Source organism: Novosphingobium sp. SG754 (assembly GCF_013149315.1).
In the GTDB taxonomy this organism is placed as follows: Bacteria; Pseudomonadota; Alphaproteobacteria; order Sphingomonadales; family Sphingomonadaceae; genus Novosphingobium; species Novosphingobium capsulatum.
Genome location: NZ_JABGCC010000002.1, coordinates 46,654 through 60,351, shown reverse-complemented (window position 1 = coordinate 60,351; position 13,698 = coordinate 46,654). Strand labels below are relative to the sequence as shown.

13 protein-coding genes are annotated in these 13,698 nt (G+C 66.2%); 3 read left to right on the top strand and 10 right to left on the bottom strand.

What is annotated here, in order from left to right:
• Nucleotides 1-5: 5 nt before the first annotated feature.
• The 8 genes from FHW97_RS04905 to FHW97_RS04870 all read right to left on the bottom strand — a co-directional run bounded on the left by FHW97_RS04905 (nt 6) and on the right by FHW97_RS04870 (nt 7,685).
• Nucleotides 6-575 (bottom strand): cytochrome b, encoded by a 570-nt coding sequence (locus tag FHW97_RS04905; RefSeq protein WP_054130425.1) that lies wholly within the window; start codon nt 573-575, stop codon nt 6-8.
• 26 nt (nt 576-601) lie between these two features.
• Entirely contained in the window at nt 602-1,390 is a 789-nt protein-coding gene (locus FHW97_RS04900; RefSeq protein WP_171798253.1) for an SDR family NAD(P)-dependent oxidoreductase, read from the bottom strand.
• Nucleotides 1,387-2,991: an acetolactate synthase large subunit gene (locus FHW97_RS04895; protein ID WP_168351779.1), complete on the bottom strand. Its 1,605-nt coding sequence runs from the start codon at nt 2,989-2,991 to the stop codon at nt 1,387-1,389. Before FHW97_RS04895 ends, FHW97_RS04900 begins: the two co-directional genes overlap by 4 nt.
• Before the next feature lies 1 nt (nt 2,992).
• Complete coding sequence (locus FHW97_RS04890; protein WP_171798252.1) at nt 2,993-3,925, bottom strand: alpha/beta fold hydrolase; 933 nt, start codon at nt 3,923-3,925, stop codon at nt 2,993-2,995.
• 2 nt (nt 3,926-3,927) lie between these two features.
• A complete protein-coding gene (locus tag FHW97_RS04885) occupies nt 3,928-4,533 on the bottom strand; it encodes an amino acid synthesis family protein (protein WP_022678528.1) in 606 nt (201 codons plus the stop codon).
• Nucleotides 4,534-4,595: 62 nt separating this feature from the next.
• A complete protein-coding gene (locus tag FHW97_RS04880) occupies nt 4,596-5,075 on the bottom strand; it encodes a VOC family protein (protein ID WP_022678527.1) in 480 nt (159 codons plus the stop codon).
• Nucleotides 5,062-6,096, bottom strand: a complete 1,035-nt coding sequence (locus tag FHW97_RS04875) for a glycosyl hydrolase (protein WP_171798251.1) — start codon at nt 6,094-6,096, stop codon at nt 5,062-5,064. Before FHW97_RS04875 ends, FHW97_RS04880 begins: the two co-directional genes overlap by 14 nt.
• A 62-nt stretch (nt 6,097-6,158) precedes the next feature.
• A complete protein-coding gene (locus FHW97_RS04870) occupies nt 6,159-7,685 on the bottom strand; it encodes an aldehyde dehydrogenase (protein WP_171798250.1) in 1,527 nt (508 codons plus the stop codon).
• 209 nt (nt 7,686-7,894) lie between these two features.
• Between FHW97_RS04870 and FHW97_RS04865 the strand changes: the two genes are divergently transcribed.
• Nucleotides 7,895-8,665 (top strand): 2-keto-4-pentenoate hydratase, encoded by a 771-nt coding sequence (locus FHW97_RS04865; RefSeq protein WP_171798249.1) that lies wholly within the window; start codon nt 7,895-7,897, stop codon nt 8,663-8,665.
• Nucleotides 8,666-8,699: 34 nt separating this feature from the next.
• Nucleotides 8,700-9,503: an SDR family NAD(P)-dependent oxidoreductase gene (locus FHW97_RS04860; protein ID WP_171798248.1), complete on the top strand. Its 804-nt coding sequence runs from the start codon at nt 8,700-8,702 to the stop codon at nt 9,501-9,503.
• Nucleotides 9,504-9,627: 124 nt separating this feature from the next.
• Here the strand turns inward: FHW97_RS04860 and FHW97_RS04855 are convergent, their stop codons facing one another.
• Both FHW97_RS04855 and FHW97_RS04850 read right to left on the bottom strand, forming a co-directional pair.
• Complete coding sequence (locus FHW97_RS04855; protein WP_168351775.1) at nt 9,628-10,815, bottom strand: MFS transporter; 1,188 nt, start codon at nt 10,813-10,815, stop codon at nt 9,628-9,630.
• A gap of 89 nt (nt 10,816-10,904) precedes the next feature.
• Nucleotides 10,905-12,269 (bottom strand): aminotransferase, encoded by a 1,365-nt coding sequence (locus tag FHW97_RS04850; RefSeq protein WP_022678521.1) that lies wholly within the window; start codon nt 12,267-12,269, stop codon nt 10,905-10,907.
• Between the two features lie 253 nt (nt 12,270-12,522).
• On the opposite strand from FHW97_RS04850, the gene FHW97_RS04845 reads away from it, so the two are divergent.
• A complete protein-coding gene (locus FHW97_RS04845) occupies nt 12,523-13,467 on the top strand; it encodes a LysR family transcriptional regulator (protein ID WP_253941607.1) in 945 nt (314 codons plus the stop codon).
• The last annotated feature ends 231 nt before the right edge of the window (nt 13,468-13,698 follow it).

Here is a 13,698-nt window from a genome sequence, read left to right as displayed (position 1 = left end):
GGCGATCACACCATCCGTGCGAGCACGTCGGTATCGCCGCCGCGATCGTGCAGCCGGTGCTTGAGCGCGCCAGCCACGTGAAGCACCACGAGCACGGCGAGCGTATAGGCACTCCACCCGTGCAGCGTGTCGAACAGCGCGAAGGCCTTGTCGTTCTTGGGCAACAGTTCAGGTACCTGACCCAGCCCGAAGAAGGGCACGCCATCACTCTGGGTAAAGCTGGCCGACATCGCATAGCCCAGCAGCGGGGTCAGCAACGTCAGCACCATGATCGCACGGTGGACCAGATGCGAAAGCACCCGCTCCCAGGGCCTGAGCCCCACCGGCGGGTGCGGCAGGTGGCGGCGGTGCTGGTAGCGCAGGCCCAGGTGGACCAGCGCGAGCAGCCAGACCAGGACGCCGAACTGCTTGTGATTGGGATAGAACACCGCGAACTTGGCCGTCGCCTCGTCAGGCAGGCCGGTCATGAACCAGCCCGACCAGATCATGCCGATGATCAATATGGCGCGCAGCCAGTGCAGCAGGCGCATCGACAGCGGATAGCGGGTACGCGCCCCGCCGGTTTCATCGCGCATCGCCCTCTCCTTGCCCGCACGCGCGCTCACAGGAAGATACCGCGCGAATAGCCGCCATCGATGGTCAGCGACTGGCCGGTAATGGTCGGCCGCGCGGCAACCGCCAGCATCGCCACCAGCCCGCCGACATCGTCGGGCGTCAGGATCGTGCGCGTGGGTATCTCGGCAACGAAGCGCGCCTCGATCGCGGCGGGCGTGGTGTTTTCGGTGTGGGCCATTTCGGCAAACAGCTCGGCCAGGTGCGGGGTGCGGACAATGCCGGGGTGCACCGCATTGACGGTGATACCACCCGGGCCAAGCTCGTCGGACAAGACCTTGGTCAGGTGCGAGACCGCCGCGTTGCGCAGGCCGCTCAAGGTGTCGCTCGACCGGCCGGTCAGCCCGCCGATATTGACGATATGGCCCCGCCCCTGCCGCTTCATGGCTGGCACGACCGCCTGAGCATAGCGGAGATAGCCGCCCACCTTGACGTCAAGATCGGCAATCAGCGCGGCCACATCGACGTTCTCGATCGCCCCACCGATCGGGGTGGAACTGGCGGCGGCATTGACCAGCACATCGATCCGACCATGCCGTGCAAGGACGGCGGCGGCGAGGCCTTCGATGGAGGCCGGATCGCGCGCGTCCGACGCAAGTGCGAGGCAATCGCCACCGATCGCTTCGGCCGCAGCCGCAAGCCGCCCCGCATCGCGCGCCGTAATGACCACGGCAAACCCGGCGCCCTGCAGGCCGCGCACGATCCCCGGTGCCATTCCGCCGCTGCCGCCGGTGACAATCGCCACGGGCGGCCCGGAACTCACTGCCGCAGCGCTCATGGCAACTCAGCCTGGATCAGCATCGGCCCGTCGAGCGCGAGCCCCTGCGCCAGTGCCTCGGCCAGTTCGCCGCAGGTGGTGACGCGCACCGCCTCCACGCCATAGCCACGCGCCAGCGAAACCCAATCCACCTTCGGCTTGTCCAGCAGCGTCAGCGCCTCGATCATGGCATCGCCCAGCGGCGCGTTGGCGCGCACCAGTTCGGTCTGGAGAATGGCGTAGCGGTGGTTGGCCGCGAGGATCACCGTCACCGGCAGCTTCTCGCGCGCCATCGTCCACAGGGCCTGGAGCGTATATTGTGCGCTACCGTCCGACTGGAGCGAAACCACGCGCGCTTCTGGCGCAGCGAGCGCCGCCCCCACCGCACAGGGCAGCCCCTGGCCGATCGCGCCGCCCGTGTTGGTCATCACACGATGCCGGCACGCACGATGCGCATTGCGCAGCCAGGGCCCACCCAAGGTCGAGCCCTCGAGCGAGATGATCGCATGTTCGGGCAGTTGCACCAGCAATTCCTCGACCACGCCCGCCGGCGTCAGCGCAGCAGTGGGGTCATTGGCACTGGCAGTGGCCGGCGTGAACGGCTGGGCGCCAGCCGGACCCGTTACGCCCAGCGCCGAACCCAGGCGCACCAGCGCGTCGATCGCATCGTGCTCCGGCCCAGCCAGGCGCACCAGACTGGCCTCTGCAACCAGCTGGCTGGGCCAGCCCTCGTAGCCGAAATAGCTGATCGGCATGCGCGCGCCGGCCAGCACGACGCGGGCCGTGCCCATTTGCGCGATCACGTCGTCGGGGAAATAGGCCTGCCGCTCTACCGCAGGCAGATCACCGCCCAAGGTCACGATGCCCGGATAGGGTTCCATCAGCAGGCGGCCGCCAAGCCGCGCGGCGAGTGCGGCACCTGCGCGCACGCCCGCCTCGGTCAAGGCATTCCCGCCCAGCAGCACGATGGCGCCCTGATCGCTTTCCAGTGCGGCAGCGGCGGCGGCAACCGCCGCGTCATCTACCCGCGCGCCCTGCCATGGGGCAACCGTGGCGCTGCCAGGCAGCGCATCCTGGTGTTCCTCGCGCGCGTCGATCACGTCGGTCGGCACGATCAGCGTCGCCGCACCGCCCTCGGCCACCCGCGTCGCGGCAAAGGCAGTGGCGACATCGTGCGCGATGGCACCAGGCTCGGCCATGCGGATTACCTGGCGCGAGACCGGCGATGCCAGCGATGTGATGTCCGAGGTCAGCGGCGCGTCATAAGGCAGGTGCCAGGTGGCATGATCACCGATGATGTTGACGATGCGCGAACCGGCACGCCGGGCGTTGTGCAGGTTGGCGATGCCGTTGGCAAATCCGGGGCCAAGATGCAGCAGCGTTAGCGGCACCTGCCCCGATACGCGCGCATAGCCGTCCGCCGCGCCGGTGCACACGCCCTCGAACAGGCTGAGTACCGGGCGGATGCCACCATGGCGGGCCAGCGCGGTGACCATGGTCATCTCGGTGGTGCCGGGATTGGCAAAGCAGATACGCGCACCGCCAGCGTGGAGCGCGTCGAACAGCGTATCCGCCCCCGTGCGGATCACCGCATCGTCGGATGGTGCAGGTGCGGCAGGCATGTCATTGGCCATCATCGTGGTCCTCGTGCGCGCGCACCGTAACGCCGGCGAGGAAACCCTCGACCAGACGACGGAACGCCTCGGGGGCATCGTCGTGGACGTAGTGCGAGGCACCGTCCACGCTGGCATGGGCCAGATGCGAGTTTTGCGCTTCGAGCCGGCGCACCGCCTCAAGGCTGCAAAAGTCTGAACGTCCGCCGCGGATCACCAGCGTGGGCAAGCGGATCGCGGCGATCACCGGCCAAAGGTCGATCACGCGGGCGGGATCGGGCGCGATGCGCGTGGCGGCGATGCCTTCGGCATCATAACGCCAGCGCACCCCGCCTGCCGGGTCGGCAGTCATGCTTTCCCACAACCGTTCCTCGATCGCCGCCTCGCCCACGTTGGGCCGCAACCGGCGCCAATAGGCGCGCGCCTCGGCCCAGTCGGCAAAGCGCACGGGCAGTGCCTTCATTTCCGCGACGATGCGCTCGAACCCGGCACCACCGACAGACGAGCCGGCGGTAATGTCTTCGACCACCAGCGCGTGAAGGCGTGCCGGGTGCCGCGCGGCATAGGCATAGGCGGTGGTGCCGCCCATCGAATGCCCGACCAGCACGAAACGATCGAGACCGGCTTCGGCCACGACCGCCTCGAGATCGGCGAGGTAGGCATCGGTGTAGTAGTTGCGGCCCTCGTCCCAGTCGCTTTCACCACGCCCGCGCGCGTCAAAAGCGATCAGGCGATAGCGGTCAGCCAGCGCCGCGGCGAGCGGGCGCCAGGTTCCCGAATAGCCGCGCAGACCGTGCAGCAGCACGATCGCGGGGGCCTGGGCATCGCCCCATTCGCGCACGCACAGCGACACGCCACCGCGCGCGACGCGCCGCATGCGCTCGCCAGGCAGCAGCGCCACCGGCGCGGGCGGCGCATCGTCCAGGATGAGATCCGCCGTCATGGTCAGGTCAGCCCGTTGCCTTCGGCGTCTTCGGCACGCAGCCCGCCGAGCCGCGCGTTGAGGCGGCCGCGCGTGGCGAAGACCCAGCACACGATCACTTCGTCACGGTTGGGCGCATCGTCGAACGAGACGCTCATCGTGTCGTAGTGCGAACGCACATAGAGCGCGTCCTTGTGGCCGAACGGTACGTCAAGAATGGTTCCGGGAACCCCACGCTTGCCGGTAGAGGGCACCCACGAGGCCCCGCCGCCCAGCGCATCGCGGATCGGGTTCGCCGCCGGATTAGTGAGCAGCGCGTTGCCGTGCTCGTATTCGCCATCGATACCCACGAGGATCGCCTTGCCATAGCTTTCGATTGGCGCCCCGCCGGTCAGCGCATTGATACGCCGCCCGAATTCCACGCCGAGCACCGGGGAAGCCTCGATCCACGCCGAGAGATCCTCGACATAGTTGCCGGCATAGGGGTTCTTGATGCACGCACCGATCATGTACTTGATCAGCGGCGCGCCGTCGGCGGCGGCACCAGTCTCACCTGCAAGGATTTCCTCGACCTGGGTGAACCACTTGCGAATGTGGAAGGCGCCAAAGTTGGCGGCGTATCTGGTCATGACAACTCCCCTGGATTTTTGTGTCTGCGGGCATCGCCCGGTTCAGGTCTCGGCCGCTGCGGTCACAGTGTGATCGGGTTCGCCTGGCCTTCGTTACGGTTGAGCTCGGCCTGCGACGCGCCGCCCTCGAGCGGGACGTTCTGGCAAAACACCTCGAGCATGTGGCCATCGGGATCATAGAAATAGATGCCCACCGAAACGCCATGATCGAGGATTTCGGCAATCTCGACGCCGCGCTCGCGGAAGAAGGCGTAGTTGGCGCGCAGGTCTTCCATGTTGCACCCGGCCATGGCCAGGCCGATGTGCTCGAACTCGCGGCCCTTGGCCTCCTTGCCGATGGCGGTATCGGCCGCCGCCGGGAACAGCGCGATGTCGTGATCGCTCAGGCCAAAGCTGAGGAACACCCCACCCTTGTACGGCCCATCGCCGGCGCGCGCCGTGATCTTCATGTTGAGGATCTCGGCATACCAGCGGGCAGAGGCCTCGGGATCCTTTACGAACAAAACGATATGCGCGATCCGCGCGACGTTAATGGGTGACATGCGGCAACCCCAGGTCGGAGGGAACGGACGGCAGCCAGGCGAGGCCGGTAATCTCGTTGAACTCGCGCCATTCCTTGGCCCAGGTGCGGCCGCCGTCAACGCTGCGGTACAGATAGCCGAACTTGCTCGCGGCGAGTTGGAAATCGGGATCGCTGGGATGGGAGCCAAACGCCCACATGCACGAGTTCGACGGATGATCGAGCGCGGCCCTGGTCCAGGTTTCGCCGGCATCGTCAGACAGCAGGATCGCCGCCGTCGTGCCCGGGGTGCCATCGCCGATTCCCACGGCCAGTTGGCGGTTGCTGCCTGGACGGCGCAACAGCACACGCGAATAGCGCAGGCCCCAGGTCTCCTTGGCCGGCTGACGCGTCCAGGTCTGGCCGCCGTCGGTCGAGCGGTAGAGGGCGATGACCGTCAGCGCGAGGTGGACGGTGCTGCCGTCGTCCTGCGGCAGGATCATGATGTCGTGCAGGTCTGAGTTGCCACCGAATTCGGACCACGTGCTATCAATGCGCGTCCAGCTGTCGCCGCCGTCGCGACTGCGATAGAGGCCACCCTCCTCGATACCCGCCCAGACGTCGTCGGCATCGCGCGGATCGACCGCCAGCGCCAGCATGCGTGGGCGGTTAACCCCGGCGCAGAACTCGGGCATTTCCAGGCTGGTGCGCTCCCAGGTCTGCCCGCCATCGCGCGAACGGAAGAAGATCGCCAGCGACGGGGCGCCGGTGCCGGCATACATCACCAGTGGATTGCTCTCGCTGACCACCAGCTTCCACACGGCAAGACTGTTCAGCGCGCAGTCGATGCGGCTCCAGTGCACGCCGCAGTCGGCGCTGTAGAACAGCCCCTTTTCCGCTCCGGCAAAAATACCGTCGGGATTGCGCGCGTCGACCAAGAGGCAGCGTACGCGATCGTCGTATTCCAGATCCTGGCCAATGTTGATGCGATACCACGACTTGCCGTTGTCGTGGCTGCGCATGACGGCCTGGCCGTCGGTGCTCACGATGAGAGTCTTGCCCATGGTCGGTTCCCTGATTGAAGACGTGAAATTGACGCAGCGTGCGGGTGGAGCTGAACCTCTGCTCAGCTGAGGTTGACCCACACGCTCTTGGTCTCGCTGTAGAGCTCCATGGCCTGGCGCCCGTGCTCGCGGCCCCAGCCCGACTGCTTGAAGCCGCCGAACGGGGTGGCGTTATCGACCATGTTGAAGCAGTTGACCCAGACAGTGCCGGCCTTGACGGCCGCGGCAAGGCGGTGGCCCTGGCGGATGTCGTTGGTCCAGATGCCCGCCGAAAGGCCGAAGTCGGAATCGTTGGCCTGTGCCACCAAGTCGTCGGCATCGCTCCATGACAGCGCGCTCAGCACCGGGCCGAAGATTTCCTCGCGGACCACGCGCATGTCGCGCCCGGCGCCGCGCAGGATTGTCGGTTCGAAGAAGAAGCCCTCGCCATGGGCCGCAGGCCGGCCGCCGCCGATCATCACCTCGGCGCCCTCTGCCTGGCCGATCTCGACATAGGAGGCCACGCGGTCCCACTGCTCCTGGGAGACCAGCGGCCCGAAGTTCACGCCCGCATCAAGGCCGTTGCCGATCGTCAGCTTGGCGGCCTCGGCAGCGACGCGATCGAGCAGTTCGTCGTGGATCGCGGCGTGGGCATAGAGGCGCGAGCCGGCAGTACAGGTCTGGCCCTGGTTGAAGAAGATGCCTGCCGCGATTGAGGCTGCGGCGGCGCCAAGATCGGCATCGGGCAACACGATCTGCGGCGACTTGCCGCCCAGTTCAAGGCTGACCTTCTTGAGATTGCCGGTGGCGCCGCGCACGATCGCCTTGCCCACCTCAGTCGATCCGGTGAAGGCCACCTTGTCCACGCCGGGATGCGCGACCAGCGCCGCACCGGCTTCGCCAAAGCCGGTGATGACGTTGAACACGCCCGCCGGAATGCCCGCTTCGAGCGCCAGCTCGGCCAGGCGCAACGCGGTCAGTGGCGTCTGCTCGGCGGGCTTGAGGATGACTGTGCAGCCCGCCGCAAGCGCGGGCGCCACCTTCCATGCCGCCATCGACATCGGATAGTTCCACGGCACGATCAGACCGCACACGCCGACCGGCTCGCGCGTGGTGTAATTGAGGATGCGCGCCCCGCTGCGCGGCGAAACCGGCAGCGTCTCTCCGCCGAACTTGGTGGTCCAACCCGCAAAATAGCGGAATGTCTTGATCGAACCCTCGATCTCGACCCAGCGCGTCAGCGAGGCGGGCTTGCCGTTGTCGATGCATTCCAGCACCGCCAGTTCGTCGGCCTCGCGCTCGATCAGGTCGGCCAGGCGATAGAGCAACTGCCCGCGATCGTAGGCGCTCATCCCCGCCCACGCAGGATTGACCAGCGCGCGGCGCGCAGCCGCGACAGCGACATCGACGTCGGCCGCCCCGCCCTCAGCAACCTGGCAGATCGTCTCGCCTGTCGCGGGATTCTCGGTGGCAAAGGTCTTGCCGGAAAGCGCAGGCACTGCGCGCCCATCGATGATGAGGCCGCGCGGAGCGGGCGCGAGGGCGGCGGCCAGGCGGTCTGCCGTCTGGCGTGCGGTCTCGGCGATGGGGGCGGTGGGCTGGCTGGACATGATACTCCCCTCGGTCTCGCCTCTCGCGGCGATAGTGTGATGCAGCAGACCCGCAGCGGCGTGGTGACCAACCAGGCGAATCCGGCTTGGACGTGAGCTAACCCAACTTCATTGCGTAAACAATACTAGATTTTCAAAGTTTGTTGTTGCATATGCGCGACAATGAAGCGGCGGCGGCAAAACGAGTCCGACCGCCCCGGGAGAACTCCATGCCGATAGGCGACCTTTCGCTGGCGCAGGCCCTGCTTGCCGCGCGCCGCTCCACCAGCCCTGCCGCAGTGCCTGCCGATGACGTGCCGGTGGCCCAGGCCTATGCCGCGCAGCGCGCCGTCCATGTGGCGCTGATGCTGCCGGTGATGGTGTGGAAGCTGGGGCTGACCAGCGAGGGTGCCCGCATGGCCCATGGCGCACACGAACCGGCAGTGGGCCGGCTGCGCGCCAGCGACATCTTCTGCAACCACGGCACCATCGATTTTTGCGGCGACGAGATGTTCGCCGAGGCCGAGCTGGTATTCGAACTGGGCGAGGATTTGCCCCCGCGCGCAAAGGCCTACACGCGCGCAGAGGTTGCCGCCGCGCTCAAGGGCGTGTGGGCCGGCATCGAGATCGTGCGCACCCGCTTCGAACACAGTGACCTGCCGCTCGGCCTGCTGATCGCAGACAACGTCATGGGCTATGGCCTGGTACTGGGCGATCGTCTCGCGACGGGCTGGGAAGCGCGCTTTGCCGCCATGCCGGTTACGCTCACGATCGACGCGGATGCACCGGTGGCGGGATCGACCGATCGCGTCATGGGCGATCCGCTCGATGCGCTGGTTTGGCTCGCCAACTGGCTCTGTGCCCATGGCGAGGGCGGGCTGCGCGCCGAGCAACTCGTGGCGGCCGGTAGCTGTACCGGGGTCACGGAAATCCATCGCGGCGACACGATCGTCGCCGCATTCGACCAAGCCGGGATCGCCAGGGTGGTCTTGTCCGCCTGATCCCATCATCATGCATTTCACGAGGAGATTGAACATGAACCTGGAACTGGGCCTTGCAGGCAAGGTCGCCGTCATCACCGGCGGCGGCGTGGGTATCGGCAAGGAAACCGCGCGAAAGCTGGCGCTGGCCGGCGCCAAAGTGGTGATCGCGGCGCGTACTGCAGCCAAGCTCGAAGCGGCCGCAGCCGAACTGCGCGAATCGACCGGCGGCGAGATCATTGCCGTGCCCACCGACACAACCTCGTGGGAGTCGGTCCAGGCCCTCGTCGCGGCCGCCGTGGCGCGCTTTGGCGGTGTGCATATCCTTGTCAACTGCGCCGCAGCACCAGGCGGCTTGGTGCGCAACGCGATCGAGCTGGCCGACGAGAACGCGCTGATGCTCGATCTCAACACCAAGCTGTTCGGCTATTTCCGTGCGGCAAAAGCCTGCGTGCCACATATGCGCAAGGCCGGGTGGGGCCGCATCGTCAACGTCGGCGGTCTGACGGCGCGCTGCACCGAGGCGCTGTCGGGCATGCGCAACACGGCGCTGGTCCACTTCACCAAGACGCTCTCTGACGAGGTGGGACGCGACGGCATCACCGTCAACATCATCCATCCGGGCGTTACCCGCACCGAACATATCGAGGAATGGTTTGCCGAGATGGCGGCCGAGGAAGGCACCACGTTCGAGGCCATCGTCGAGCGCGAGGCCGCCGGCCCCGCCGCGGTAAAGCGTATGCTCGAAGTTGCCGAAGTGGCCGACCCGATCGTGTTCCTGTGCTCGCAGTTGGGCAGCGGCATCACCGGCGAATCGATCGCGGTGGACGGCGGCCTATCGCGCGCGGTGTTCCTCTGATGCAGCTGCGATAAGGATGCGGGGTGCGGCCTGTCGCCGCCCCCCCACCCAGCTTCACCCGATTATGTCGCCGAAATAAAGCCGCGCGGCCGAGCCACCGATTGCCCAGCAGGCCCATGGCTCATCAAGCAGGGCGCCGCCGCCGCTCAGCGCGAATGGTCAGCACGGTAACGGCAATGCTCGCCGCCAGAATCGCGCTGTTGGCATAGATCATCGGTGCGAACGAGCCGCTGGCCAGCGTGGCGGCGGCCGCTGCAGGGCCAAGGCCAGTGCCGAATGTCTGGATAGAGCCCATTGCGCATACCACCCGCCCGCGCAGGCACGCCTCGGCACAGATGCCCGACAGCAATGGCTGCGCAAAGTTCCAGCAGAACTGCAACAGTACGACTGCCACCACGAAGCCGGTCGCCTCGACCCGCCCGTCAAACATCAGGAAGCTGATGACACCCGCCGCGCCACTCAGCAGCAACGGCCACACCCGGCCCCACCGGCGCGGCAGCATGCCGGCAAGTGCAGCGCCGGCAACGCCCGCCATCGTGCCGATCGAAAGACCAGTGGCGATCACTCCAGGCGCAATGGCGTGGGCCATGCCGATCCGCTCGGAATAGCTCCACATCGCCCCCAGCGCGAAGAAGAACAGAAAGACCCCAAGCAGGGCCCCGCTCGCCAGCCGCATGTCGAGCCGGCCGGCCCCGGCAAAGATGTCGGTTTCGTCGATGCTGCCTTCGGGGAACCAGCGTACGCCCAACGCCACTGGCACCACGACCAGCGCATTGGCGAGGAACAACGTCGCGGGTGAGACCGCCGCCTGCAGGGCGGGCAGGCTGTAGAGCAGCGCCGAGCTACACAGCGCGCCAACCACGAGATAGATCGAGAATGCGCGGTCCGGGTTGGCGGCGCGGCCAAGCGCGGCAAAGGCAAAGCCCACCGCAATCCCCTCGCCCGCTCCCGCCACCACACGCGCTGCGGCCATCCCGGCAAAACCCGTGGCCAGCGCGGTCAGGATATTGCCGGCGATCACCAGCGCCAGGCCGATGCTCACGGCAAGACGCCAGGGCACCCGCGCCAAAAGGAACGTACTGAGGCCGATGGTCACGCCCATCGCGTTGATGTCGAACGCAGCGAGATAGCCGAGCTGGTCGTTGTCGAACCCGGTCTTTTGCGCGATTACCGCCAGAAAGCCGGGCGTCACGAAAATCACGAAGGCGCCGATCAGCCCGACCAGCACCGCGCTGATCTGCCCCGCCGGGGTCAACCGGCGCGTGCCGCGTTCGGCCTGCGCCATGCCCTCGATTGCGGTGTTGAATTCCATCTGCCCCTCCCTGGACGACGTGGAACTGCGCCGCGAGCGGCAATGCATCAAACCATGCACCACCGCCCGCGCCGGGTTGGTCTTTGGGTTCAGCCGGGCAACACGTCCTCCACCGCAGCACCGAAGCGATCGACGATAGCATCGGCATCGGCGCGGGTGATCACCAATGGCGGGGCAAAGACCAGGGTATCACCCAGCGCGCGGGTGATCAGCCCGCGATTGGCTGCAGCCTTGAGCACCTGGCGACCGGTGCGGTTGGCCATGGGCAGCGCTTCCTTGGTGCCGCGATCGTGCACCAGTTCGATTCCCAGCATCAGTCCCTTGCCGCGAATATCGCCAACATGGGCGTGCTGACCAAGCCGGTCGCGCAACGCCTGGAGCATGTAGGGCCCAACGTCGGCGACGTTGTCCACCACCTTGAGCTCATCGATCAGCTTGAGCGCGGCGAGCGCGGCGGCCGCGCCGACCGGGTGCGCCGAATAGGTATAGCCGTGGCCGAAAAGCCCGGCCTTGCCTGCCTCGCTCTCGATCACGTCCCAGACCTTTGGCGAGATGTAGCAGACCGACATCGGAAAGTAGCCCGAGGTCACACCCTTGGCCGAGGTGATGAGGTCGGGCTCGTAGCCATAGGTCTGGCTGCCCCAGTAGGTGCCGAGACGACCAAAGCCAGATACCACTTCGTCGGCGACGAGCAGGATGTCGTGCTTCTTGAGGATAGGGCAGATCGCCTCGAAATAGCCTTCGGGCGGCGGAATCAACCCACCAGCGCCCATCACTGCCTCGGCAAAGAACGCGGCAATGGTGTCGGCGCCTTCACGCTCGATCAGATCCTCGAGTTCCTGGGCAAGCTGCTGCGAGAACGCGCGCTCGGTCATGCCCTCGGGCGCCTTGCGATAGTAGTAGGGCGCGCTGACGTGCAGGATCGGGCCCTTGGGCAGGTCAAACAGCGTGTGCATGCCCGGCAGCCCGGTGAGACTTGCCGTGGCCACACCGGAACCGTGGTAGGCGTTCCAGCGCGCGATGATCTTCTTCTTCTCGGGCTTGCCGCGCAGGTTGTTGTAATACCACACGAGCTTGAGCTGGGTTTCGTTGGCATCGCTGCCCGAGGCACCGAAGAACACCCGCGACATCGGCACCGGCGCGCGTTGCAGCAGGGCCTCGGCGCATTCGGCGACGACGTCGCTGCTCATGCCGTTGAACGTGTGGAAGAATGACAGGCGCTCGCTCTGCCGGGCGATCGCCTCGGTGATTTCGCGGCGCCCATAGCCCAGGTTGACGCACCACAGGCCGGCCATCCCGTCGATGTATTCGCGTCCATCAACGTCACGCACGTGGATGCCGGAACCACTTTCCATGACCGTGGGCCCTTCGGCCATAAGATCGGTGATCGCGGTGAACGGGTGGAATTGGCTGCGCTGGTCGCGCAGGGCCGCTTGGGAAAGCTGGCTGACCATCGAATTTCTCCCTTGTCTGCGTCTTGCGCGGTCCGCGCCGCGAATCAAGCGCCCATGTGGCGTAGCACGTCCTCGCCGAAAGGCTTCATAAACGCAACAGTAATACTGAATTTGAGATATCTTTTTCGTTTAAACAACAATTGCACGCAGCAGGTGCAGACAGGCCGCGCCGGGATCGCTATGGTGGGCCAACGTGCCCGTGACGGTGACGGGATACATTGACCCGGGCACGCGTGTGGCAGAGGGAGCAGGCATGGACGACAGACCCGATCTTGGAAACGTGATGGCGATGATGTCGTTCGCTGCGGTGGTCAGCACGGGGGGCTTTTCCAGCGCTGCCACGATGCTGGGGTATTCCAAGGCCGCAGTCAGCCGCCAGATTGCCAAGCTTGAGCAGAGCATCGGCGTGCGCCTGCTCGACCGCACCACACGCTCGGTGACACTGACACCGGCGGGACGCGAGATGTATGCGCGCTGCGCCCGCATCGTCGAGGAAGTCAACGAAGCCAACCAGGTGATGACCGGGATGCTCTCCAAGCCGCGTGGCGAGCTCAAGGTCAACGCACCGGTGGTATCCTCGCTGTTCGATCTCACCACGATCCTGCCGCGCTTCCTCCAGACCTATCCTGACGTGCGGCTGTTCGTGAACCTGTCGGACAGCAAGGTGGACCTGCTCAAGGGCCGCTTCGACGTGGTGTTCTGGATGGGTGACACCTTTGATTCCAGCCTGGAATCGGTGCAGTTGCGCAGCTATCCTATGGCACTCGTCGCCGCGCGCTCGTACCTCGACCGCGCCGGGCGCCCCTCGGCCGCCAACGACCTCAAGGTGCACACCTGCATCGTCGAAACGCATATCTCCAAGGTTGGCGAGTGGCGCCTGTCGGAAGACACCACCGTTGCCGTCAACCGCGGACCGCTCACCAGCAACTCGGTACGAATGGCACGCGAGGCCACGCTCCAGGGCCTGGGCATCAGCTACCTGCCGCGCTTCCTCGTCGAGGACGACATCGCCGCCCGCCGCCTCGAGGTCTTGCTGCCCGACCTCGTGAACGAGCGGATTCCACTGCATGTGGTATTCCCACGCGGCAACTACGCGTTGTCCAAGGTGCGCGCTTTCGTCGATTTCGTGCGCGCAGAGATGGCCGATCAGGAAGAGGGCGCCGCCGCGCCGATGTTGGGGCTGGCGACTGCGATCTGATCACCGCGCCGATCGGCGGCCGCGAGGAAGACACCACTCTATCGCAGGCCGAGCGACACCTGACAAAGCGGCCTGATCTGGCGTATCTGCGTTTCCGCCAGCGCATGGAGTTCAGTGCGGCAACAGCTCCTCGCTCCGCCAGGGCATTGAGCGATCATCGTTTCGCAATTGCGTCGAGGGAGCCATTTGGTGAAGGCCGTGACCTGCCCCGCCAAAAGTCCCTCGTGCGCA